Origin of the sequence: Photobacterium salinisoli, assembly GCF_003614885.1 — a bacterium.
Classification (GTDB): Bacteria; Pseudomonadota; Gammaproteobacteria; order Enterobacterales; family Vibrionaceae; genus Photobacterium; species Photobacterium salinisoli.
In genome coordinates this window covers 1-24,454 of record NZ_QZMS01000013.1, presented here as the reverse complement: position 1 = coordinate 24,454, position 24,454 = coordinate 1, and the positions used below count along the sequence as shown (strand labels likewise).

The window sequence follows — 24,454 nt, the reverse complement described above, 5'->3', positions numbered from 1 at the left end:
CGGATTCAGCTTAAGATCTCAGCCGATACTGTATGTATCGGCTTTTTTTATTGTTGCCGTTACCTCAGGCAGGAAACCCTTTGCTAAATCAACAATAATCATGGTAATCAGCAAGAATTATGATTACCCTAGCTTCCCTGTGATAGTGATGATTGAGAACAGCCTGATGGATTTTTCACAAAGGTTAGAGAGGGTGTCGGCCAATCCGCAAGCGCTGACACAATTCGGTCGTGGCCTGGAAAGGGAAGCGTTACGAATAACCCCGCAAGGGAAATTATCCACTCAACCGCACCCTGTCGGTCTGGGGTCGGCCCTGACCAATAAGTGGGTAACAACGGACTTTGCTGAGTCTCTGCTGGAGTTTATTACCCCGGTGTCTCGAGATGTCGATGAGCTGTTATCTCAATTGTCCGATATCCATAAATTCAGCTATAGCCAGTTGGGCAGCGAAATGCTCTGGCCTATGTCTATGCCTTGCTATGTCGGCGATGAGTCGGATATCGAACTGGCGCAATATGGCAGTTCCAATATTGGCCGGATGAAGACCCTCTATCGTGAAGGGTTGAAACGCCGCTACGGCAGCATCATGCAGATCATCTCAGGTGTGCATTTCAACTTTTCTTTTCCGGACAGTTTCTGGCAACAGTTGTTTGGTGATCAGAGCGAAGACGTGCGGCAGGCTTCCGTGTCCGAGTCGTATTTTGCCTTGATCCGAAACTACTACCGGTTTGGCTGGCTGATCCCTTATCTGTTCGGTGCTTCTCCGGCGCTGTGTGGCTCATTCCTGAAAAAAGACGGTGCTAAGCTCGATTTTCGAAAGACAGGTAAAGGTACCTATTTCCTGCCGAAGTCTACCGCCCTGCGTCTGAGTGATCTGGGTTATACCAATCATGCTCAGAGTGCCTTGAAGATTGGTTTTAATCATCTGGCTCAGTATCTGGACGGTTTACAGAAAGCTATCCATACGCCGTCTGAAGAATTTGCGGATATCGGAGTTAAGGTCGATGGCCAATTGCGCCAGCTGAATACCAATGTGCTGCAGATTGAAAATGAGCTTTATGCGCCTATCCGTCCCAAGCGAGTGACCAGAAGCGGCGAGAAGCCGTCTGAAGCGCTTGAGCGGGGTGGTGTGGAATACATTGAAGTGCGCTCACTGGATGTTAACCCGTTCAGCCCGATAGGCATCACCTCTGAGCAGGTCCGCTTTTTGGATCTCTTCCTGACCTGGGCAGTATTGTCACCGTCTGATGATATGGATGATGCCGAACTGGCTTGCTGGCGTGATAACTGGAAGAAAGTGGTACTGCAGGGGCGGGATCCTGATCTGCAACTGCAAATCGGTTGCCGTGGTGAGCGTCTGCCACTGCGTGACTGGGCCTTACGTGTCTTTTCTGAGCTGGGGCAGGTCGCTGTGGCCATGGATCAGGCAAACGGTGGCAACCACTACCAGCAAACACTGGCAACGCTGACCGGATGGGTCAATGATCCTGAGCTGACATTGTCCGCGCAGGTTTTGCGTCACATTGAAGCCAATGAAGGCATTGGTAAGTTTGGCCTGGAATTAGCCGCAAAACATGCCCAGTGGCTGAACAAGCAGAATTACAGTCGGTATTCTCAGTCTGATTTTGAATCGGAAGCAGCCGCCTCTGTAGTAAAGCAGCAGCAAATCGAGCAGGCTGATGAGGTCTCGTTTGAAGCGTTTCTGGCCGATTATTTTGCAGATCTGCAACAAAATCCGTTCAAGAAAGCGTAACGGCAGAGATAAAAAAACGGGCAGCGACCTTGCTGCCCAATAAAATTACAATTTCGCAGGGATGACGACAGTTTGCACTGCCAGTCATAATATCAGACCTGCCGTTTTCACTTTGGTTCCAATTCAGGGAGTGAAAAATGCTTTTGGCGACAACTAAAAGGTTGGCACTGATATTGTTGGCTTTAATAACAACCGGTTGCGCAACACCACCGCCGAAAAATCAGTCAAACTTGTGTGATATTTTTCGTGAAAACCCCGACTGGTATGAAGATGCGGTCGACATGGAAAAGCGGTGGGGAACGCCCATTCAGGTTGCCATGGCCTTTATGCGCCAGGAAAGTGCTTTCCGTCATGACGCCCGTCCTCCCCGTCCCTATGTGTGGGGCGTGATACCCTGGTTCCGCAGCAGCAGTGCCTATGGCTATGCGCAGGCACAAGATCCTGCCTGGGAAGATTACCAGCGTGTGACTGGCAGTTGGAGTTCACGTACCAGTTTTGATGATTCGCTGATGTTTATCGGTTGGTATACCGATGAAACACAGCGGCAACTGGGAATATCCAAGTGGGATGCTTATAACCAGTATTTGGCCTATCATGAAGGGCGAGGTGGCTATAGCCGCGGCACTTATCGCCATAAGCCAACTTTACTGCAAGTGTCCCGTAAAGTGGATCAGCAGGCGAAATCTTATGGCTGGCAATTAAAGCAATGCCGGCAGGAATTGGAAGATAACCGCAGCTGGTGGCCGTTCTGAGCGGAAGGGACTGCCAGGCTACGACATGACAGGCAAAGGAGAAGGACACCATGCCATTATTAGATAGTTTTACCGTCGACCACACCAAGATGCATGCACCGGCTGTGCGTGTTGCCAAAACGATGCAGACACCAAAGGGCGATACTATTACTGTGTTTGACCTGCGTTTCTGTCGCCCCAATCAGGAAATCCTCTCCGAGCGCGGTATTCACACCCTGGAGCATTTGTTTGCCGGTTTCATGCGGGCCCACCTGAACTCAGGGGCAGTGGAAATTATCGACCTGTCGCCAATGGGCTGTCGTACCGGTTTTTATATGAGTTTGATCGGTGAGCCTGATGAGCAGCAAGTGGCAGACAGCTGGCGTGCCGCGATGGAAGATGTGCTCAAAGTGGCTTCTCAGGCGCAAATTCCTGAACTGAATGAATACCAGTGCGGCACTTACAGCATGCACTCGCTCGACGAAGCCAAGCAGATCGCGCAGGATATTCTGGATCGTGGCATTGATGTTAATAGAAACGACGAGTTAGCGCTGCCAGAGAGTATGTTGCAGGAATTGAAAGTGAAGTAAGCCTTATGCGGGCTTTTCACCGAGACAAAAAACCACCGGCATTGCCGGTGGTTTTTTGTCTTTTGCATTGTGCTCGCCAACCACAGTCTGTGAAGGGGCGGTGATTACCGCACGCTGGATCAACCGGTTTTTTGTAGCTGTGCCGGCAGGATCTTAACCAGTTTGATCATGTTATCGGAGATTTCAACGATCTCCATCTGATAGCCGGCCACTGACACACTGAGGATACTGTCCGGGATATCTTCCAGATGTTCCAGAATCAAACCATTCAGGGTTCTGGGACCGTCTGTCGGCAAATCCCAGTTCAGGCTCTTGTTCAGTTCCCGGATATTGGCTGTGCCTTCTATCAGCAAACTGCCGTCACTTTGCGGGGTAATCTCTTCAGCTAAGGTCGGAGAGATAGACGTAGTGAATTCCCCTACTATCTCTTCCAGAATGTCTTCCAGGGTAATCAAGCCCTGAATATCGCCGTACTCATCAACAATCAGGCCGATGCGTTCTTTGCGGCGCTGGAACTTCAGCAGCTGGATATTCAGCGGCGTGCCTTCCGGGATGAAATACACTTTGTCGGCGGCACGCAGCAGATTTTCTTTGCTGAAATCGTTTTTATCCATCATCAGGCGATAAGCTTCTCTGACGCGCAGCATACCAACGACTTCATCTATGTTGTCACGGTACAGGACGATACGGCCGTGAGCGGCATGGCTGAGCTGGCGGACAATGGATTTCCAGTCGTCATTAATATTGATACCGACAATTTCATTACGCGGTACCATCAGATCTTCCACTGTGACGTTTTCCAGATCCAGAATCGATAACAGCATGTCCTGGTGGCGGCGGGGGATCAGGCTGCCCGCTTCATTGACCACAGTACGCAATTCTTCTGAACTCAGGGTGGCGTCGTTCATATTGTCGATACGCATGCCGAGCAGGCGCAGGAAACTGTTGGTGATGCCGTTGACAAACCAGACCAGCGGATACAGCAGTTTCATCAGTATCCGTAACAGGATACTGCTGGAATAGGCCACTTTTTCAGGATACAGCGCGGCCAGGGTTTTGGGCGTGACTTCAGCAAACACCAATACAGCCATGGTCAGCGCGCCGGTGGCAATAGCCACCCCCAGATCGCCGTACAGGCGCATACCTAAAATCGTCGCGATGGCAGAAGCAAGGATGTTCACCAGGTTGTTGCCGATCAAAATCAGGCCGATCAGGCGATCAGGTCGGTCGAGCAGTTTTTCAACCCGCTTAGCCCCACGGTGGCCCTGGCTTGCCAGGTGGCGCAGTTTGTAGCGGTTTATCGACATCATGCCGGTTTCAGAGCCGGAGAAGTATCCGGAAATCAGGAGTAGTAATACCAGAAGGGAGAATAAAGCTCCCGTGGATATATCGTCCAAAAAGTCAGTTCCTTGTATCGCTGTGGATGTGTACTCTGTACTGAATATGAGTAAAGGTGTCAAGACTGGGTCGTTAAGAGGCTGACGGCCCGGCCAAGATTAATCATGCTTAAGCATGGATAGTGTTTATTAAATTGTCATTAGCTGCCAATGATGATTTCTTTGACGAAACGGCTGCCAAAATAGGCCAGAGTTAACAGGAAAGCGCCAATCAGGCTGAACCAGACGACCTTTTTCCCCCGCCAGCCCATCCGGTAATGGCCCCAGAGCAGGACACTGTAAACTCCCCATGCCAGGATAGACAGCACTGCTTTGTGGGTTTTGCCCTGAGCAAACATATCCTGCAGAAAAATAAAGCCTGTGATCAGCGTGACCGTCAGCAGTATATGACCGACCAGAATGATTTTAAACAACTGTCGCTCAACCAGCATTAAGGGCGGCAGATTAGGATTAAAAGCCAGTTTTTTGTGTTTGAGCTTATAGTCCAGCCACGCCAGCTGAATCGCGTACAGTGTAGCGATCATCAGGGTCGAGTAGGCAAATAGCGCCAGAGAAATATGTAACAGGATTTGAGGATGCGCCTCCAGGTGCGTAATAAAACCACCGGGTAACACAGCTGCCGCTGCAAGGTTAATCGCGGCAAAGCTGTAAATGACGGGCAGCAGAAACCAGATCCGCATTTTGACCATGGCCAGGGTAGTGATGACGGCGATAATCAGACTGATGAGCGAGGCGACATTTAATATACTCAGGTTCTGGCCAACCCCACCCAGGATCAGATCTTTCAGAAACACCACATGCAAGATGATCGCCACTGTGGCACTGATCAGCACTGGCCGGGCTTTTATGCCATTATTATGGCTGAGCCCAGGCACGATAAACGCCAGCGCAAGCAGATAGAAACCAGCAGCAGTAAAGGCAATCAATATGTCCATAACACCTGAAAAGATCGTGAATCCGAACTGGTGAGTATACCTTGTGAACGGATAGCACGACAATGATACAGAGGGAACAATCGTGTGGGACAGAGCGCAATTTACGGTCTGTTTCTGCGATTTCAGCACGAATGTCTGATGGGGGTGTGCGACAGAAATGACAAGAATTCTGTCACAGGCTGCACGTATGGCATGAAACCGGGTAACTGATTGCGGTATACTGGCACAAAATGAGTGCGTAACGAGCGAGTCACACATGTTTGACAATTTAACCGAGCGTTTGTCGTCAACGCTGAAAAACATCAGCGGCCGTGGCCGTCTGACTGAAGACAATATTAAAGATACCCTGCGTGAAGTGCGCATGGCATTGCTTGAGGCGGATGTCGCGCTGCCGGTTGTCCGTGATTTCGTCAAGCGGGTGAAAGAACGCGCTGTCGGAACTGAAGTCTCTAAGAGCCTGACGCCAGGCCAGGAATTTATCAAAATCGTTCAGGCGGAATTAGAAGCCGTCATGGGCGACACGAACGAAGCGCTGGATTTAGCCAGCCAGCCACCTGCGGTCATCCTGATGGCGGGTTTGCAGGGTGCCGGTAAAACCACCAGTGTGGGTAAGCTGGGTAAACTGCTTAAAGAGCGTAATAAAAAGAAGGTACTTGTTGTTTCTGCTGACGTTTACCGTCCTGCGGCTATCAAGCAGCTGGAAACACTGGCTTCTGATATCGGTATTGATTTCTTTCCTTCCAGCCCGGATCAAAAACCGGTGGTGATTGCCCAGGCGGCTATCGAGCACGGTAAACGTAAGTTCTATGATGTGGTAATTGTCGATACCGCAGGCCGTCTGCACGTCGATGAAGCCATGATGGACGAAATCAAAGCCGTTCATAAAATAGCGAATCCGGTAGAAACCCTGTTTGTGGTCGATGCCATGACAGGTCAGGATGCGGCCAATACCGCCAAAGCTTTTAACGAGGCGTTACCGCTGACCGGTGTGATTCTGACTAAGGTCGACGGTGATGCCCGAGGTGGTGCTGCGCTGTCGGTGCGTCATATCACAGGCAAACCCATCAAGTTCCTGGGTGTCGGTGAGAAGACAGATGCGCTGGAGCCTTTCCACCCTGATCGTGTGGCGTCCCGTATTCTGGGAATGGGCGATGTCCTGTCGCTGATTGAAGATTTGGAACGTAACGTTGATAAGGAAAAAGCCGAGCAGCTCGCGAAGAAATTCAAAGAGAAGAAAGGCTTTGATCTAGAAGACTTCCGTGGCCAGCTTCAGCAGATGAAGAACATGGGCGGTATGATGGGCATGATGGACAAGCTGCCCGGTATGTCCCAGTTGCCTGGTAATATCAAAGACCAGGTCGATGATAAAATCTTTGTCCAGATGGAAGCGATCATTAACTCCATGACCTCGAAAGAACGTGAGCGTCCGGAGTTGATTAAAGGTTCGCGTAAGAAACGTATTGCTGCCGGTTCCGGTACTCAGGTACAGGACGTTAACCGTTTGCTGAAGCAATTTACCCAAATGCAGAAGATGATGAAGAAAATGCAGAAGGGCGGCATGAAGAACATGATGCGCAATATGAAAGGCATGATGCCGGGTGGCGGCATGTTCCCTGGGCGCTAATTGCTTCAATTGCTTGTTTTTTGGTCTCGGCTGGTGATTTTACTGGTGAAAAAGTAGCTAAAGCAGTTGCATTCGCGGGTTGAAAGAGTAAAATTCCGAGGCTTTATTTGGCACGGGCCCCGTTTTTTATGGCGGGGCCACTTTTATTTACAGTAATGCAAAGAGGACGATATGGTAACCATTCGTTTGGCACGTCACGGCGCGAAAAAGCGTCCATTTTATCACATCGTTGTTGCTGACAGCCGCGCTGCGCGCGACGGTCGTAACATCGAGCGTGTAGGTTTCTTTAACCCACTAGCTACTGGTCAGGAAGAGCGTCTGCGTCTGGACCTGGACCGTGTAAATCACTGGGTTGGTCAAGGTGCAACTGTATCTGATCGCGCAGCTAAACTGATCAAAGACGCTGCTAAAGCAGCTGCTTAAGATTGGTTAATGGGTAGCAGAGAAGCAATGAGTTCACACAACCAAGACCAAGTTGTTGTCGGTAAAATCGGTGCCACTTACGGTATCAAAGGGTGGCTCAAAGTTTTTTCCTACACAGAACAAGCCGAGAGCATTTTCGCTTATCAGCCATGGCTGATAAAGATGAAAGGTGAATGGAAGACCTTCCATGTGGAAGCATGGAAACGTCATGGTCAGGGGTTAGTTGCCAAGTTGCAGGGTCTGGATATCCGAGAGGATGCTCAGGTCATGACCAACGCGGAGATCAACGTACCTGCTGAACAATTACCGGCGTTGTCAGATGAAGAATTCTACTGGCGCGAACTGATGGGCATGGCTGTTGTGACTACTCAAGGTTACGACCTGGGTAAAGTGACAGACATCCTGGAAACCGGTTCTAATGACGTCTTAGTGGTTAAAGCCAACCTTAAAGATGCTTTTGGACAGAAGGAACGTTTAATTCCGTTCCTCGATGAGCAGGTCATCAAGTCGATTGATCGCACTGCTCAACGGATCGAAGTTGACTGGGATCCTGGATTTTAACCCATCAGTAAGAGCGTAAAGAACCATGCGGGTAGGAATAATTAGCCTATTCCCTGAAATGTTCCGGGCTATTACTGAGTTTGGGGTAACAGGTCAGGCGGTAAAAAAAGGCCTAGTGACTGTAGAGACGTGGAATCCCCGCGACTTTACTCACGATAAGCACCGTACGGTCGATGACCGACCTTATGGTGGCGGACCCGGTATGCTGATGATGGTGCAGCCTTTGCGCGATGCCATTCATGCAGCCAAAGTGTCTGCTAAAGGCCAGGCGAAAGTGATTTATCTCTCTCCTCAGGGCCGTAAGCTCGATCAGACGGGTGTTGAGGAACTGGCACAGAACGAGAATCTGATTCTGATCTGTGGCCGGTATGAAGGGGTAGATGAGCGCATTATCCAACAAGAGGTAGACGAAGAATGGTCTATCGGGGATTTTGTGCTGACGGGTGGTGAGCTGCCAGCCATGACCTTAGTCGATGCAGTCGTGCGGTTTGTACCGGGCGTTCTGGGTGACTTTGCGTCAGCAGAAGAAGATTCTTTTGCCAATGGCTTGCTGGATTGCCCGCATTACACGCGTCCTGAAGTGTTAGATGGACAAGCCGTACCTCCGGTACTCTTGTCTGGTAACCATAAGGACATTAGCCGCTGGCGATTGAAACAATCGCTGGGCCGTACCTGGCTGAGAAGACCAGAGCTCCTGGAAAACCTAGCTCTGACTGACGATCAGGAGAGCTTGCTAGCGGAGTTTATCCGTGAACATCGGCAAGCCATGAGTTAATTTAGTATCAGTTTATTCTAGGGTATATACCAATGAGTAATATCATCAAAGCTCTTGAGCAAGAGCAAATGAAAAATGACCTGCCTGAATTCGCACCAGGTGACACTGTTGTTGTTCAGGTTAAGGTAAAAGAGGGTGACCGTGAGCGTCTGCAGGCGTTCGAAGGTGTTGTTATCGCCAAGCGTAACCGTGGTCTGCACTCAGCTTTCACTGTTCGTAAGATTTCTAACGGTGAAGGTGTTGAGCGTGCATTCCAGGCTCACTCTCCAATCGTAGACAGCATTACTGTTAAGCGTCGTGGTGCAGTACGTCGTGCCAAGTTGTACTACCTGCGTGAGCGTTCAGGTAAAGCGGCTCGTATCAAAGAGAAGCTGACCAGAAAATAAGAACGCGACACGAAAGACGCGTATTGAGAGGCCCGCCAATTTGGCGGGCCTTTTTTTGTGGTGCGCCAACCTGCTACCGCGGAGCGGCAGTGTACCGGATGCCGTCTTACTCACACTGGGACTTCGGTTTCTTCACCTCTATATGCGGGCTCAGCGCGCTCAAAAGTTGCAGTAGCTGGGCTGTCTGTCACTGAGCTCTTCTATGCAGGACGTTACACTGGCTTGGGGAAGGCGGGTTTTGAGGGGACTGACTGCCATACACCTGTACCGGTTGTTATGTCGAGTACATACAGGCAGAAGGTGGGGGTTAAAGCAATAAAGCGTCAATCGGGAGAAGAGGAATAAAAAAAACCAGCCCGGAGGCTGGTTTTTAGAGAAGTGCAAGGTTAAGCCGTTTCCAGCTTGCCTTTGCGTTCACTCTCTTCTTCATCCAGGTCGATTTCGCCTTTACCTTTTGACTTCACAATGACATACACAGTGATGCCAAGCGTCGCAATCAGGCCGATGACAGTCGAGATCATCATAGGCAGACCGAAGCCCAGTGTGCTGTTGTTAAGAATAAAGGTGATCACGACTGTAGTCATGAAAATAGCCGGTACTGTCGTTACCCAATGCAGTTTGTTGTGGCGCAACAGATAAGCAGAAGCGGTCCACAGCATCATGACAGCTGTCGTCTGGTTAGCAAATCCGAAGTAACGCCAGATAATACCGAAGTCTACCTGAGTCAGAATACCACCGATAATAAACAGAGGAACGGCCATCAGCAGGCGGTTACGCAGACTCTTCTGCTCCATGTTGAAATATTCAGCCAGAATCAGGCGGCTTGAGCGGAACGCGGTATCACCGGATGTTATCGGCAGAATCACGACACCCAGGAAGGCGACCACGCCACCCACAACGCCGAGCAAGCCAAAGGATGCGCTGTAAACCACGTTACCCGGACCACCGTTAGCCACGGCATCTGACAGGTTCTCAACGGAGCCGAAGAAAGACAGTGCCAGCGCACACCAGATCAGGGCAATCACACCTTCACCTATCATGGCACCGTAGAAAACGAAGCGACCGTTTTTCTCATTTTCCATGCAACGCGCCATCAGTGGCGACTGAGTCGCGTGGAAGCCTGAGATAGCACCGCAAGCAATGGTGATAAACAGGGCAGGCCACAGCGGCAGATCATTCGGGTTCATGTTGGTGAACATCTGGCTGACTTGGTAGTCGCCCAGCAGGGTGTATTCGCTGGAAACGGCAATGGCAGTGATCAGGCCGACCGACATGAAGATCAGCAGGAAACCGAACAGCGGGTAGAAGCGGCCGATGATCTTATCAACCGGTACTATGGTGGCGATGATGTAGTAGGCAAAGATGATAGCGACCATGGATCCCATAGAAACTGTCATGTCGGTTTGCTCGTTGACCAGGTTGGTGATCATGCCTGCCGGGGCAGAAACAAAGACCACACCGACCAGCAGCAGCAGCACAATGGCAAAGATATTCATAAAGTGCTTGGCGCCATTGCCCAGGTAGCGGCCAGACAGCGTTGGTACTGAGGCGCCGCCATTGCGTACCGACAGCATGCCTGAGAAATAGTCGTGCACGGCGCCGGCAAAGATACAGCCCAGCACAATCCACAGCATGGCCGCCGGACCGTAAAGTGCCCCCATGATGGGACCAAAAATAGGGCCAACACCGGCAATGTTCAGCAGCTGTACCAGGTAGACTTTTTTCTTGGACATAGGTACATAGTCAACGCCGTCCTGCATGGTGTAAGCGGGCGTCTGGCGCTTTTCGTTAATGCCGAAAAGCTTTTCAATAAAGGTACCGTAAATAAAGTAACCGCCAATCAAAGCAGCCACGCAAATCAGAAACCAGGCCATATCTGTGCCTCTCTCAGTGTAGGTAGTAGGGTGATTTAATCTTTTATCAAGGCTTGCATCTTAACCGGTTGCGGCAAAGACACACGGCCTAAAAGACTGAGTGGCTGTATGGCGTTATTGAGTGGTCGCTAAAGAGGTTGAGCGGCGGCAACGGGGGGGGGAGTGGTTGTCTGTGATCCTGAGTGGCCTAGCGCTAAAGTTGGCGTTGTTGAGTTGATAGAGCGAGGGGCAGGCAGAGCGGAGTGTACCTGCCCCTTGATGATGCATCAGCTCAGCCCGTAGCGATCTTTGATTTCTTTCAGGTATCGCCGGCTGACCGGAACCTGCTGACCATGCTGGGTCGTGATCTCCGCCAGCCCGTTATCCAGCAGTTTGATCTCACGAATAGCCTGCGGGTGGACCAGATACTGGCGGTGGCAGCGGATGAGCGGGGTTTTTTCTTCCAGCACTTTGAGTGTCAGCTGTGTGGTGGCCTTGGTGTCTTTAGTGACTATGTGCACACCTGATAAATCAGAATGCGCCAGTTCAATATCTGTCGGGCTGAGCAGCAAGATACGGTTATGACCACTGCACGGAATGAGCTCAAGCATCTCGCTGATCAAAGGGGTGTAATCAGGCTGGCGCAGTTCGCGCTTCAGCTTGGCCAGAGTTTTAGCAAGCCTTGTCGGTTCTACCGGTTTTAACAGGTAGTCAAAGGCATTATCTTCAAATGCTTTGATGGCGTAATCGTCATACGCCGTCACAAACACAATTTTGGGCATGGTGTCCGGGTCTAGCATGCTCAGCAGTTCGATCCCTGTGATTTGCGGCATCTGGATATCCAGAAACACCACTTCGGGCTTGAGCAGATTAATCATCTTCAGACCTTCGATGGCGTTGGCGCCGCTGCCAATGATTTCGATATCGCCGCTGTCATGCAGCAGCTCCATCAGCTCCTCGCGGGCATAGGGTTCATCGTCTATGACAAGCGCTTTGATCATGGTTGTCCGTTCTCCTTTGGCAGCGTAATGGTGGCCAGTGTCCATTGATTGGCTTCCCAGCGCATTTGCAGGCCGTATTCTTTGCCGTATCGGTTTTTCAATCGTTTATCGACAATTTTCATGCCCAGACCGCTCTCTTCACCCACTGGCTGATACAAGCCTGCATTATCGCGGACTTCTAACACAATACGCTCATCACTCTGGAACGCGTTGATGGTAAGTTTACCGCTTGCCAGCAAATTAGACGTGCCATGCTTGATGGCATTTTCCACCAATGGCTGAAGCGTAAAGGTCGGAATCGTGATATTCAATAATGCATCATCAATATTAACTTCAACCTGCAGTCGGTCGGCAAACCGGGCACGTTCAATTTCCAGATAGGCATGTACGTGCTGCAACTCTTCTTCCAGGGTGACAGTTTCTATATTCTGCTTGAGATTGCGACGGAAAAACTGTGACAAATGCTGAATCAGCTGCCTGGCTTTATCAGGATCACGGCGGATCACCGCGTTGATAGTGTTCAGTGCATTGAACAGAAAGTGTGGGTTAACCTGTGCTTGCAACAGGCGCAACTCTGCCTGAGTCAGCAGGGTTTGCTGGCGGTTATAGCGACCGGTCAGGATCTGGTTCGACAAGAGTTTGGCGATCCCTTCTCCCAGCGTCAGGTTAATGGTGGAAAACAGCTTATGCTTGGGTTCATAGAGTTTTATGGTGCCTATTACCTCATGGTTGCCGCCAATCAGCGGAATGACCAGTGCAGAGCCTAGTTTGCATTTGTCGTAGAGTGAGCAGCAGTAGGGCACCTCATAACCGTCGGCATAGACGAGTTCGCAGTTATCTATGGCCTGCTTAGTATGTTTGGAAGAAATTGGGGTGCCCGGCAAATGGTGATCATCGCCAATACCAATGAAAGCAAGAATCTTGTCTCTGTCTGTGATAGAGACAGCACCGACCCCGGTTTCTTCATAAACGATACGGGCAATCTGTTTAGAGTTTTCCTGATTAAACCCCTGGCTGAGTATACCCACAGAGCGCTGGGCAATTTTCAGCGCCCGGCTGGAAAACGCGGCGGAGTATTTTTCATAAATGGTTTTTTTATCGCGGATAATACTCATGAACAGGGCGGCGCCCACTGAGTTGGCAATCACCATAGGCAAGGCAATGGCGCTGACCAGGCTGTAGGCTTTATCAAAAGGCTCAGCCACCGCCAGAATGATCAGCATCTGCAGGATCTCCGCAACCAGGGTAATGGCGAACACTGTCAGCGGCCGGAAAATCGCATCAAAGTTACTGCGGCGGACAAAATAGCTGTGCATGATACCGCCGATCAGCCCTTCAACCGTGGTTGATATAGCACAGGCGACGTCAGTAAACCCGCCCATGCTGTAGCGGTGCATACCGCCGGTCAGACCCACGGCAAAACCTACCACCGGGCCACCCAGCAACCCTCCCATGACAGCGCCGATGGCCCGGGTATTGGCGATAGCATCTTCTATGTGCAGACCAAAATAAGTGCCTAAAATACAGAAAAGAGAAAACAGTACATAGCAGGCAAAGCGTTGAGATAAACGGCCAGATACCGTAGTAATAGGCATAAACAGCGGTGTCTTGCTTAACAGGTAAGCCAAAACCAGGTAAACACTAAGCTGTTGCAGCAAAGACAGGATGAGTTCCATGGCGGTATCGGAATAAGCTAAATGGATGTTTATGGTAGCTGTCTTTGTTTGAAAGGCAATAATATACATGGTGTGTAAATTTTTATTTACGAATGGTATTTTTTATTTACAGGCTATTGCCCCATGAAATACCAGTTGTTATTGTCTGTTTATTGACAGGGGAAATCCTGTTGTAACTAAAAATTTACACCCAGGTATAGCAGAATCAGGATGGCCCTATGCAAAAAGATGTGTTGAATAATGTCCATATTCAGGATGAACAAGTCCTTATTACGCCGCAACAGTTAAAAGATAAATTGCCTGTCAGTGAATCTGCGCTGTCTTTCATCGAACAATCGCGTAAAACCGTTGCCGACATTATCCACAAACGGGATCACCGTTTACTGGTCGTTTGCGGCCCTTGTTCTATTCATGATGTCGAAGCGGCAAAAGATTATGCCCGTCGATTTAAAGAACTGGCAGCTGAACTTGATGATCAGCTGTACCTTGTCATGCGTGTGTACTTTGAAAAACCGCGCACGACTGTCGGTTGGAAAGGCTTGATTAACGATCCGCATCTGGATGGCACTTTCGAGATTGAAGAAGGGTTACACATCGCACGCCAATTGCTGATCGATCTGGTAGAAATGGGCATCCCTCTGGCCACAGAAGCGCTGGACCCTATCAGCCCGCAATACATCGGCGATTTGTTCAGCTGGGCAGCCATTGGTGCGCGTACCACTGAGTCGCAAACCCACCGCGAAATGGCCAGCGGTCTTTCTATGCCGGTTGGTTTCAAAAATGGCACTGATGGCAGCCTGGGTACAGCCATCAATGCCATGCAGGCGGCCGCTTCCGGTCACCGTTTCATGGGGATTAACCGCGAAGGCCAGGTAGCACTGCTCAGCACTCAGGGAAACCCGGATGGCCATGTTATTCTTCGTGGTGGTAAGCAAACCAACTATGACTCAGTGTCGGTTTCTGAATGCGAAACTGAGATGAAGTCGGCGGGTCTCACCCCGGCCTTAATGGTAGACTGTTCCCATGCCAATTCTCGCAAGGATTACCGTCGTCAGCCACTGGTTGCCGAAGATGTGATTCATCAGATCCGGGAAGGGAATCATTCCGTTATTGGTCTGATGCTGGAAAGCCATATTAACGGCGGCAACCAGAGTGCTGATCTGGATCGCAGCGAAATGGCATACGGTGTCTCTATCACAGACGCCTGTATTAACTGGGAAGATACCGAAAGCCTGCTGCGTCGCGCTCGTCAGGAATTAACCCCTTTCCTACAACAACGTATTAAATAATGGAATAAGAGACGAATGGTTGCGGAACTGAGCACACTACGAGATCAAATTGATGAAGTCGATAAGCAGATGGTCGCACTCTTGGCGCGCCGTCTGGCTTTGGTCGAAGAAGTCGGCCATGTAAAAAGCCAGCACGGCCTGCCGATTTATGCCCCGGATCGTGAAGCCGCCATGCTGGCATCACGGCGACAGGAAGCGGCTGACCAGGGCGTACCGCCGGATCTGATTGAAGATATTCTGCGCCGCACCATGCGTGAATCTTATGCCAGTGAAAATGATTCGGGTTTCAAATGCCTGAAACCCGAATTACGCCCGATCGTCGTGGTGGGTGGTCATGGTCAGCTGGGTCGTCTATTCTGCCGTTTGTTTGAGCTGTCGGGTTATCAGGTACGTATCCTGGGTAGTCAGGACTGGGACAAAGCGGATGAATTGCTAGAAGATGCTGGCATGGTTGTGGTAACGGTACCGATTCATCTGACCGAACAAGTGATCCGCCGTCTGCCTAAGCTGCCGGATGATTGCATTCTGGCTGATCTGACCTCGATTAAGAGCGGACCGGTGCAGGCAATGCTGGAAGCGCATCAGGGACCTGTGGTGGGCTTGCACCCTATGTTCGGACCGGATATCAGCAGCCTGGCTAAACAGGTGGTGGTGTACTGTGACGGGCGTAACCCTGAAAGCTATCAGTGGCTGCTGGAGCAAATTCAGATCTGGGGAGCGAGCCTGAACCGGATCAGTGCCATTGAACATGATCAGGGAATGACCCTGATTCAGGCACTGCGGCATTTCACATCGTTTGTGTATGGTGTTCACCTGGCAGAGGAAGATCCGCGCTTAGATCAGCTATTGTCGCTCAGTTCACCGATTTATCGTCTGGAGCTGGCTATGGTAGGGCGACTGTTTGCACAGGACGGGCAGCTCTATGCGGATATCATTATGTCTTCGCCGCAAAACCTGGCCATGATTAAGCGTTTTCACCAGCGCTTTGGTGATGCCATTGCCATTCTGGAAAACAAAGATAAAGCCGCGTTCAAGCAGGCATTTGATCAGGTGGAAAGCTGGTTTGGTGACTACGCCGGACGCTTTTTGAAAGAAAGTCAGTCGTTATTACGGCAGGCCAACGATGCAACCCACAGAGGCTGATCGGACTCATTGCTGTCGCTCTATGTTTTTCTGTTTACCTACAAAGAAGGCCAGCGATTGCTGGCCTTTCTGTGTTTATTCTTCCAGATAATCGACTTCAGTCGGTTTGACGTTTTCACTGGGATAACAGCCTAACACCTTAATAAATCGCGTCAGTCGGGTCAGCTCTTCCAGTGCCTGCTGCATGGCCTCGGATTTTAAATTCGTTTCAACATCCACATAGAACATTTCTTCCCATGGATTGCCGATCACAGGTCGGGACTCCAGCTTGGCCATATTGATGTTGAGATTGCGCAGCACCAGCAGACATTCAACCAGCGAACCGGGTTTCTGGCCGGTCGACATGATCAGTGTGGTTTTGGCCGGGATCAGCGGGGTGACATCGACTGCTTTTCGGGCAACGACAATAAAGCGGGTAAAGTTTTCCTGCTGGTTGGCAATACCGGTTTTCAACGGAGTTAAGCCATACAGTTCACCGCTGGAGGCATTGCCAATGGCAGCGACATTTGGCTGTTTGAGTTCAGCGACCTGCTGCATGGCATCGGCAGTGCTGGAAGTATATTCCTGCTTGATGTCCCCCATAGTGCGAAGGTACTCACTGCATTGCTGGTGGGGTTGCGGATGGGAATACAGGGTATCAATTTTATCCAGCGAGGTAGGTACGGCTGTTAGCAGACAGTGTTCAATCGGCTGGGTAATTTCGCCCACAATCGACAGACTGGTATGCTGAAGCAAATCGTAAACTTCATTAATAGAACCTGAGCTGGTGTTTTCAATCGGAAGGACACCGTAGTCAGCCTGACCGGTTTCTACCACATTGACCACATCACGAAAATTGGAGCAGCTCATCTCAACCAGCTTGGTTTGTTTTCGGCTGAAGTACTGACGGCTGGCCAGGTTGGAATAAGATCCTTTTGCGCCCAGGAAGGACACGCGAACCACAGGCTGAAGGCTGTCAGGGTTGGTCAGCTTTTGCAGATAAGCCTGCTGGAAAAGCACAGAGTCTTCAATAATGGTGTGAAAGATCTGAGTGACATAGTTAGCATCCAGCTGGTGCTGTTTACCTTCATCAATCAGTCTCAGTAACAGTGCTTGCTCTCTTTCCTGATCCCGGACAGGTTTGGTGGTTTTGATTTTGCTTTTGGCGACTTCCAGGCTCAGCTGACGCCGTTCTGCCAGTAGCGCCAGAATTTCATTGTCTATCCGAGTGACATGGGTTCGGATCTCGTCCAGTGAGTGGTAGCTTTTGGTCATTCTGGTTCCCTGTCTGTGCTTATTTTATAGTTATGCTTACAAAAAAGCCTCCCGGTTGGGAGGCTTGCTGTTCGTCTTTCGCTGCTTTCTTGCGTAACGATAGCCCCCACTTAAGGTGAGCGAAAAAAGAAGTGAAAGAAAAACAGTGTGTGTTGAATCATGTGTCAGTCAATCTCGTAAATATATCGGTTAATTATTGTCTAGGAATCACCCTATGGTGAGTCGGTGATCTTGTCAAGAATAAAAAGCCCCGCCTCGGGGCAGGGCTTGGTAGGAAGGGATCAGGCTTCGAAGTCTTCTTCTGCCATTTCAGCTTCAGTCAATACAGGCTTCTGGCTGTGACTGGCTCGACGGGCTTCCGATTTGTGTGATTGCTTGCTCAGCTGTCGCTCCAGTTTCTGATACATGTCTTTAATGGCGGCATACATGTTTTCCTGTTCAGAGGATGCCACGAGGTTCCCCCCTGGAATGCCGGCTGTCGCTTCCACCTTGAAGTGCCGGTTGGGTTCTTGGCTGATGACAGCATGTTTGCCGATCAGCGGGACCTGAAAGCGCTCTAATTTACTGAACTTTTCCTCAATGCGCTCACGGATAGCAGGGGTGACATCAATATTTTTGCCTGTGACTTCTACTTGCATAGTCTCTCTCCTGTTTTGCTACCCCTTGGTGGGTTAACTTCAGATTACTCTTCTCAATCGTGAATAAAGTGATCTGGATCAACTTTAATAAGTAAAATAATTCACCAATATATTTCTGTGACTTGTTCTGCTTTGTGACAAGAAAATGAATAAAAACCCCTTGTCGAGGGCATTATGAATGCGGCAGTATGGAGTGAGTTGATGACTGGCGGCCAGTGCTGCTCAGGGGCGTTTTTCGGCCTGAAGCTAAGTGCTTTGCCATCAATGGCCAGAACGTGGTGTGATGAGATGCAGTGCGGTAATCAGCAAGAACAAAAAACGGCAGCCTCCTGGCTGCCGTTTGTCGTTTTAATGGTGTGGGGATCAGACCGGATTCAGATCAATCAGTCGCTGAGCATGTTCGGCCGGCGTTTCCAGGCCAAGCTTTTCATACGCGGTTTGCATCAGTGGCAGCGATTGACGTGCTGCTTCAGTATCCGGATACAAACGCTGAATTTGCTGGCAGCGGTTTACGGCGGCCACCCAGGCTTCACGGCGGATATAAAAGTCGGCAGCGGCTAACTCATAATTGGCCAGACGGTTTTTCAGGTAAACCAGTCTTGCTTTGGCGTCTGCGGCATACTGGCTGGCCGGGTAGCGATCCAGCAGGCGCTTAAAGTCACGAAATGCCTGGCGAGCTGGTTCCGGATCCCTGTCGTGGCGATCAATGTCAAACACATCGTGCATGAAAGAGCGGTCCTGGGCCATGTGAGTCAGACCACGCATATAGAGCACCCAGTCTGCTTTTTCATGGGTGGGGTTTAATCGGGTAAAACGATCTATGGTTGCTTCGCCGAGCGCCAGATCATCGTTTTTGTAATAAGCGTAAATCAGATCAAGCTGCACCTGCTCCGAATAAGCGCCGAACGGATAACGTGAATCCAGAGCTTCCAATCTTTCAATGGCTGTTACCCAGCTACCACTTTGTAAGGCTTGCTGAGCACTGCCGTACAGCTCAGAAGGCGGAATATCCGGTACCACTTCCTCTGTACTGGAGCAACCAGACACAATAGCGGCGGCAAGAAATGTCGTGATTATCAGGCGTTTCATTGCGGCGTCAGTTTCCTTGGTCATAATTTATTTCTGTGATCCATTACGGTCAGCGCCGTTAACAGATACAATGACAACTAATATCTGTCATTTTACGCAGCGTTTAGGCTTTAGTCTCACGCTTTTTGAAAAAGTTCTTTATGGCACAGCAAATAGAGTTAAGCAACATAGTAAACGATAGCCAGCTTGGTCAACGTCTTGATCAGGCTCTGGCTGAACTGTTTTCCGATTATTCCCGTTCACGGATTAAAGACTGGATTCTCAATGGCAGCGTCTGCGTCAATGGCGCAGTGGTGACTAAACCCCGCCTTAAAATGATGGGCGGTGAAAAACTCACGGTTGTGGCTGAGATTGAAGATGAGGAGCGCTGGATAGCGCAAGACATTCCGCTCAATATTGTCTACGAAGATGAGCATCTGCTGGTGATTAACAAGCCACGTGATTTTGTGGTTCATCCGGGAGCAGGCACGCCAGACGGTACTGTGCTTAATGCACTGTTGCATCACTGCCCGTCTCTCGCCGAAGTGCCGCGAGCCGGTATTGTGCACCGTCTTGATAAAGACACGACGGGCCTGATGGTAGTGGCAAAAACAATTCAGGCTCAGACCCGATTGGTTCGTGCACTGCAAAAACGCAAAATCACCCGTGAATATGAAGCGGTTGCCATGGGCAAAATGACAGGTGGTGGTGTGGTTGAAAAGCCAATTGGCCGCCATTCGACTAAGCGCACTTCGATGGCGGTGCATGAGCTGGGCAAGCCGGCTATCACCCATTATCGTGTCGCGGAGCACTTTCGTGAACACACCAGTCTGGTGCTGCGCTTGGAAACGGGGCGCACCCACCAGATCCGTGTTCACATGGCGTATCTGTCGCATCCGCTGGTGGGGGATACCTTGTACGGCGGTCGTCCGCGTCCACCGCGTAATGCCTCTCAGGAAGTGATCCAAGCGCTCAGGGCTTTTGACCGCCAGGCTCTGCACGCTCGTATGTTAAGGCTTGATCATCCCATCACCGGCGAGCTGATGGAGTGGCATGCAGAGACACCCGAAGATATGGTGGCACTTGTCGAGATTCTGCGTCAGGACAAACTTGACCATCCGGAGGATGATTACTGAGATGTGGATGACCCCAGACTGGCCAGCGCCTGAGAATGTCAAAGCCATCAGTACCACTCGCTCCGGGGGTATCAGCCAGGGGCCCTATGCCGGTCTTAATCTGGGGGACCACGTCGGTGATGAGCCGGCAGCTGTTGCGCATAATCGTCAATGGCTGCAGCAGCAACTGGGCTTAGTGCATGCGCCCGCCTGGTTGTCGCAAACTCACAGCACGATAGTACTGGACCTGCATGCACCACTGACGGACATTCCCCATGCGGATGCCAGTATTACCCGGCAGTTTGGATTAGCCTGTACGGTGATGACAGCAGATTGCTTACCTGTATTATTGTGCGATCGTCAGGGCACCCAGGTGGGGGCAGTGCATGCCGGATGGCGAGGCTTGGCTGACGGTATTATTGAACAAACGGTGACTTGTTTTGAGCAAGCACCAGAGCAATTGCTGGCCTGGCTGGGACCCGCGATTGGACCGCAAGCCTTTGAGGTTGGAGGGGAAGTCAGGGAGCAATTTCTGGCCCATGATCCTGCGGCGGAATCTGCATTTCAGCCAAAAGGTGAAAAATGGCTGGCGGATATCTATCAGCTGGCGCGATTGCGTCTACATCGTCTGGGCGTGAACCAGATTTTCGGTGGCAATGAGTGTACAGTCAGCGACGCTTTCCGTTTCTTTTCCTATCGCCGGGATGGCGTAACCGGACGTCAGGCCAGTTTAATCTGGCTGGAAAAATAAACCTCTGCCATTACCTCCTCCAAAACAGCGGCCTTGAGCCGCTTTTTAATATCCCTACAATTTATGCTTGAAAAGAACAAGGTGCGCAACCATATACAAAGGTAATGACAAGGTCATATCTAGAGTGGAGGACTTATGCGTCTTGACCGGTTTACAAGCAAATTTCAATTAGCGATTTCTGATGCGCAGTCGCTGGCTTTAGGACGAGACCATCAGTATATCGAACCTGTGCATTTGATGACGGCACTGATGAATCAGGACAGCAGCACCACCCGCCCGCTGCTGACTCTGCTGAATGTAGATATTACCCAATTGCGTTCCAGTCTGTCTGAACAGCTCGACCGTTTACCTAAAGTAAGCGGTATCGGCGGCGATGTGCAGTTGTCCCATGGCATGGGCGTGCTGTTTAACATGTGCGACAAGCTGGCCCAGAAACGCAAAGACAAATATATCTCTTCCGAACTGTTCATTCTGGCTGCGGTGGACGACAAAGGTCCGCTGGGCGAGCTATTGCGCAAGTTTGGCTTGAGTGCTGAAAAAGTTGAACAGGCGATTGAGAAAATCCGCGGTGGTCAGAAAGTCGATGATCCCAATGCCGAAGAAAACCGTCAGGCGCTGGAAAAGTTCACTATTGATCTGACTGAGCGTGCCGAGCAAGGCAAGCTGGATCCCGTGATCGGCCGCGATGAAGAAATTCGCCGTACTATTCAGGTCTTGCAGCGCCGTACAAAGAACAATCCGGTCCTGATTGGTGAGCCGGGTGTGGGTAAAACGGCAATTGTTGAAGGTCTTGCCCAGCGTATTGTCAATGGCGAAGTGCCTGAAGGGCTACGCAATAAGCGAGTGCTGTCCTTGGATATGGGGGCACTGATTGCTGGTGCAAAATACCGGGGCGAGTTTGAAGAACGTCTCAAATCAGTATTGAACGAGCTGGCACAGGAAGAGGGCAGCGTCATTCTCTTTATTGATGAGCTGCATACCATGGTTGGCGCCGGTAAAGGTGAAGGCGCGATGGATGCGGGTAACATGCTTAAACCTGCGCTGGCCCGTGGTGAGCTTCATTGTGTCGGGGCTACAACGCTGGATGAGTACCGTCAGTTTATAGAAAAAGATGCCGCGCTGGAGCGCCGTTTCCAGAAAGTGCTGGTGGAAGAGCCAAACGTTGAAGATACCATCGCGATTTTACGTGGCCTTAAAGAGCGTTATGCGCTTCATCATCATGTAGAAATTACGGATCCGGCGATTGTTGCGGCGGCCAGCCTGTCGCACCGGTATATCTCTGATCGCCAGCTACCTGACAAGGCGATTGATCTTATCGATGAGGCGGCTTCCAGTATCCGTATGCAAATTGATTCCAAACCGGAATCTCTGGATCGTCTTGAGCGCCGAATCATTCAGTTGAAAATTGAACAACAGGCGCTATCGAAAGAAAGTGACGATGCCAGCCAGAAGCGCTTAGCCGTGTTAAGTGAAGAACTGGCCGGAAAGGAAAAAGAGTACGCAGAACTGGAAGAAGTCTGGAAAGCTGAAAAAGCAGCCCTGTCCGGCACTCAGCATATTAAAGCGGAGCTGGAGCAGGCGAGAACAGATATGGAGATTGCCCGGCGTGCGGGGGATCTGAATCGCATGTCTGAACTGCAATACGGCAAGATACCAGAACTGGAGAAACAGCTGGATCTGGCTGCTCAGGCCGAAATGCAGGAAATGAGCCTGCTGAAAAATCGTGTCACAGATGCGGAGATTGCCGAGGTGCTGTCACGTCAGACCGGTATCCCGGTATCCCGTATGCTGGAAGGGGAACGCGATAAACTGCTGCGAATGGAAGGAGCACTGCATCGGCGAGTTATCGGCCAGGACGAAGCTGTTAATTCAGTGGCAAATGCTATCCGCCGCAGCCGGGCAGGATTATCTGATCCCAACCGGCCTATCGGTTCATTCCTGTTCCTCGGTCCGACAGGGGTCGGTAAAACAGAGTTGTGCAAGGCGTTAGCCAACTTCATGTTTGACAGTGACGATGCCATGGTGCGTATTGATATGTCAGAGTTCATGGAGAAACATTCTGTCGCAAGACTTGTTGGTGCACCTCCGGGTTATGTAGGGTATGAAGAGGGCGGATACCTGACCGAAGCGGTTCGTCGTCGTCCCTATTCCGTCATTTTGTTGGATGAAGTAGAAAAGGCGCATCCGGACGTGTTCAACATTTTGCTGCAGGTGCTCGATGATGGTCGTCTGACTGACGGGCAGGGCAGAACGGTCGACTTCCGTAACAGTGTCATCATTATGACATCGAATCTGGGGTCTGATCGTATCCAGGAGCACTTTGGTGAACTTGATTACGACGGTATCAAACAGTTGGTTATGGAAGTCGTGGGCCATCACTTCCGCCCGGAATTCATCAACCGTGTCGATGAAACCGTTGTTTTCCACCCTCTGGGTGATAAACATATCAAAGATATCGCACGAATTCAGATTGGTCGCCTGAGTGATCGACTGGAGGAAAAAGGCTTTGAACTGAAAGTAGAAGATTCTGCGTTGGATTTGATTGCAAGCGCAGGTTTCGATCCTGTATACGGGGCTCGCCCGCTGAAACGGGCCATTCAGCAATACATTGAAAACCCATTGGCGCAGGATATTCTTTCCGGGAAATTAACTGTTGATAAGCCAATTGTGCTTACAGCAAAGGATGAACATATCTCTGCCGGCCAATAAATTGTGATCATTAAGCGAAAAAAGCCTGCCTCGTAGCAGGCTTTTCTGTATTTACAGGTTTTGCCTGGGGGGATTTTAACCACAAAAGCACTAATCGTTCAAAAAATGCCCTGTTGGAATTTATTTGTGATTTTGCGCTTGCCAAGGTGTGCGAACTCTCTATAATGCCGCCTCACTGACACGGAGAACGGCGCTTACAGCCAAGGCCATGTCAGAAAGCTCTTTAACAATTTGACCATGCAATCTGTGTGGGCACTCGACAATGATACAGTCATAAAAGATTTATCAGTGAACTGAGTGACCAAATGGTAGCGCTTTCTCGAAAGGGTTACCGGCACAGTCAATTCGTTTCAACTTCGGTTGAAACATCAGTAATCACTGAGCCGCCTTTCTTCGGAAAGGCAACAAAACTTTAATTGAAGAGTTTGATCATGGCTCAGATTGAACGCTGGCGGCAGGCCTAACACATGCAAGTCGAGCGGCAGCGACATGAACAAACCTTCGGGGGCGTTCATGGGCGGCGAGCGGCGGACGGGTGAGTAATGCCTGGGAACATGCCCTGATGTGGGGGATAACCATTGGAAACGATGGCTAATACCGCATAATCTCCTGTCTTTTACGAGATGGGAGCAAAGAGGGGGACCTTCGGGCCTCTCGCGTCAGGATTGGCCCAGGTGGGATTAGCTAGTAGGTGGGGTAACGGCTCACCTAGGCGACGATCCCTAGCTGGTCTGAGAGGATGATCAGCCACACTGGAACTGAGACACGGTCCAGACTCCTAC

Annotated in this window: 21 protein-coding genes, 1 rRNA gene and 1 other annotated feature; of the genes, 14 read left to right on the top strand and 8 right to left on the bottom strand. The window is 50.5% G+C overall.

What is annotated here, in order from left to right:
- Positions 1-163 precede the first annotated feature (163 nt).
- From gshA to luxS, 3 genes are all read left to right on the top strand, one after another.
- Positions 164-1,753, top strand: coding sequence for a glutamate--cysteine ligase (gene gshA, locus D6M16_RS17855; protein WP_205576946.1), 1,590 nt, complete (start codon positions 164-166; stop codon positions 1,751-1,753).
- Positions 1,754-1,890: 137 nt separating this feature from the next.
- A complete protein-coding gene (locus tag D6M16_RS17850; protein ID WP_120513263.1) occupies positions 1,891-2,505 on the top strand; it encodes a transglycosylase SLT domain-containing protein in 615 nt (204 codons plus the stop codon).
- A gap of 50 nt (positions 2,506-2,555) precedes the next feature.
- On the top strand, positions 2,556-3,074 hold the full coding sequence (gene luxS / locus D6M16_RS17845; protein WP_120513262.1) for an S-ribosylhomocysteine lyase: 519 nt from the start codon (positions 2,556-2,558) through the stop codon (positions 3,072-3,074).
- 119 nt (positions 3,075-3,193) lie between these two features.
- Here luxS and D6M16_RS17840 read toward each other — a convergent pair whose 3' ends face one another.
- Positions 3,194-4,471, bottom strand: coding sequence for an HlyC/CorC family transporter (locus D6M16_RS17840; protein ID WP_120513261.1), 1,278 nt, complete (start codon positions 4,469-4,471; stop codon positions 3,194-3,196).
- A 140-nt stretch (positions 4,472-4,611) separates the two neighbouring features.
- Entirely contained in the window at positions 4,612-5,406 is a 795-nt protein-coding gene (locus D6M16_RS17835; protein WP_027253538.1) for a cytochrome C assembly family protein, read from the bottom strand.
- A gap of 256 nt (positions 5,407-5,662) precedes the next feature.
- Here D6M16_RS17835 and ffh point away from each other — a divergent pair, with 256 nt between their 5' ends.
- The 5 genes from ffh to rplS all read left to right on the top strand — a co-directional run bounded on the left by ffh (position 5,663) and on the right by rplS (position 9,175).
- Positions 5,663-7,030, top strand: a complete 1,368-nt coding sequence (gene ffh, locus D6M16_RS17830; protein WP_120513260.1) for a signal recognition particle protein — start codon at positions 5,663-5,665, stop codon at positions 7,028-7,030.
- A 171-nt stretch (positions 7,031-7,201) separates the two neighbouring features.
- Complete coding sequence (gene rpsP, locus D6M16_RS17825) at positions 7,202-7,453, top strand: 30S ribosomal protein S16 (protein ID WP_027253536.1); 252 nt, start codon at positions 7,202-7,204, stop codon at positions 7,451-7,453.
- A gap of 27 nt (positions 7,454-7,480) precedes the next feature.
- A complete protein-coding gene (rimM, locus tag D6M16_RS17820) occupies positions 7,481-8,014 on the top strand; it encodes a ribosome maturation factor RimM (RefSeq protein WP_120513259.1) in 534 nt (177 codons plus the stop codon).
- 25 nt (positions 8,015-8,039) lie between these two features.
- On the top strand, positions 8,040-8,789 hold the full coding sequence (trmD, locus tag D6M16_RS17815; RefSeq protein ID WP_120513258.1) for a tRNA (guanosine(37)-N1)-methyltransferase TrmD: 750 nt from the start codon (positions 8,040-8,042) through the stop codon (positions 8,787-8,789).
- A 32-nt stretch (positions 8,790-8,821) separates the two neighbouring features.
- Positions 8,822-9,175: a 50S ribosomal protein L19 gene (gene rplS, locus D6M16_RS17810; protein WP_120513257.1), complete on the top strand. Its 354-nt coding sequence runs from the start codon at positions 8,822-8,824 to the stop codon at positions 9,173-9,175.
- Between the two features lie 386 nt (positions 9,176-9,561).
- Here the strand turns inward: rplS and D6M16_RS17805 are convergent, their stop codons facing one another.
- From D6M16_RS17805 to D6M16_RS17795, 3 genes are all read right to left on the bottom strand, one after another.
- Complete coding sequence (locus tag D6M16_RS17805) at positions 9,562-11,049, bottom strand: carbon starvation CstA family protein (RefSeq protein WP_120513256.1); 1,488 nt, start codon at positions 11,047-11,049, stop codon at positions 9,562-9,564.
- A 266-nt stretch (positions 11,050-11,315) separates the two neighbouring features.
- Positions 11,316-12,029, bottom strand: a complete 714-nt coding sequence (gene btsR / locus D6M16_RS17800; RefSeq protein ID WP_120513255.1) for a two-component system response regulator BtsR — start codon at positions 12,027-12,029, stop codon at positions 11,316-11,318.
- Positions 12,026-13,705 (bottom strand): sensor histidine kinase, encoded by a 1,680-nt coding sequence (locus D6M16_RS17795; protein ID WP_120513493.1) that lies wholly within the window; start codon positions 13,703-13,705, stop codon positions 12,026-12,028. Before D6M16_RS17795 ends, btsR begins: the two co-directional genes overlap by 4 nt.
- A gap of 218 nt (positions 13,706-13,923) precedes the next feature.
- On the opposite strand from D6M16_RS17795, the gene D6M16_RS17790 reads away from it, so the two are divergent.
- Both D6M16_RS17790 and tyrA read left to right on the top strand, forming a co-directional pair.
- On the top strand, positions 13,924-14,994 hold the full coding sequence (locus D6M16_RS17790) for a 3-deoxy-7-phosphoheptulonate synthase (protein ID WP_120513254.1): 1,071 nt from the start codon (positions 13,924-13,926) through the stop codon (positions 14,992-14,994).
- A 15-nt stretch (positions 14,995-15,009) separates the two neighbouring features.
- Positions 15,010-16,137, top strand: a complete 1,128-nt coding sequence (gene tyrA, locus D6M16_RS17785; RefSeq protein WP_120513253.1) for a bifunctional chorismate mutase/prephenate dehydrogenase — start codon at positions 15,010-15,012, stop codon at positions 16,135-16,137.
- 75 nt (positions 16,138-16,212) lie between these two features.
- Here the strand turns inward: tyrA and pheA are convergent, their stop codons facing one another.
- The 3 genes from pheA to bamD form a co-directional block, all read right to left on the bottom strand.
- Positions 16,213-17,391 (bottom strand): prephenate dehydratase, encoded by a 1,179-nt coding sequence (pheA, locus tag D6M16_RS17780; protein WP_120513252.1) that lies wholly within the window; start codon positions 17,389-17,391, stop codon positions 16,213-16,215.
- A gap of 38 nt (positions 17,392-17,429) precedes the next feature.
- Positions 17,430-17,550, bottom strand: a sequence feature (Phe leader region).
- A gap of 122 nt (positions 17,551-17,672) precedes the next feature.
- Positions 17,673-18,029, bottom strand: coding sequence for a ribosome hibernation-promoting factor, HPF/YfiA family (gene hpf / locus D6M16_RS17775; protein ID WP_120513251.1), 357 nt, complete (start codon positions 18,027-18,029; stop codon positions 17,673-17,675).
- A gap of 363 nt (positions 18,030-18,392) precedes the next feature.
- The gene (gene bamD, locus D6M16_RS17770) at positions 18,393-19,118 is read right to left on the bottom strand and encodes an outer membrane protein assembly factor BamD (protein WP_027253524.1); all 726 of its coding nucleotides are present in this window, start codon (positions 19,116-19,118) and stop codon (positions 18,393-18,395) included.
- Between the two features lie 140 nt (positions 19,119-19,258).
- Between bamD and rluD the strand changes: the two genes are divergently transcribed.
- The 4 genes from rluD to D6M16_RS17750 form a co-directional block, all read left to right on the top strand.
- Positions 19,259-20,233, top strand: coding sequence for a 23S rRNA pseudouridine(1911/1915/1917) synthase RluD (rluD, locus tag D6M16_RS17765; RefSeq protein ID WP_120513250.1), 975 nt, complete (start codon positions 19,259-19,261; stop codon positions 20,231-20,233).
- A gap of 1 nt (position 20,234) precedes the next feature.
- Positions 20,235-20,963 (top strand): peptidoglycan editing factor PgeF, encoded by a 729-nt coding sequence (gene pgeF / locus D6M16_RS17760; RefSeq protein ID WP_120513249.1) that lies wholly within the window; start codon positions 20,235-20,237, stop codon positions 20,961-20,963.
- A gap of 135 nt (positions 20,964-21,098) precedes the next feature.
- Positions 21,099-23,672 (top strand): ATP-dependent chaperone ClpB, encoded by a 2,574-nt coding sequence (gene clpB, locus D6M16_RS17755; protein WP_120513248.1) that lies wholly within the window; start codon positions 21,099-21,101, stop codon positions 23,670-23,672.
- Positions 23,673-24,085: 413 nt separating this feature from the next.
- A 16S ribosomal RNA gene (locus D6M16_RS17750) occupies positions 24,086-24,454 on the top strand; the annotation flags it as partial.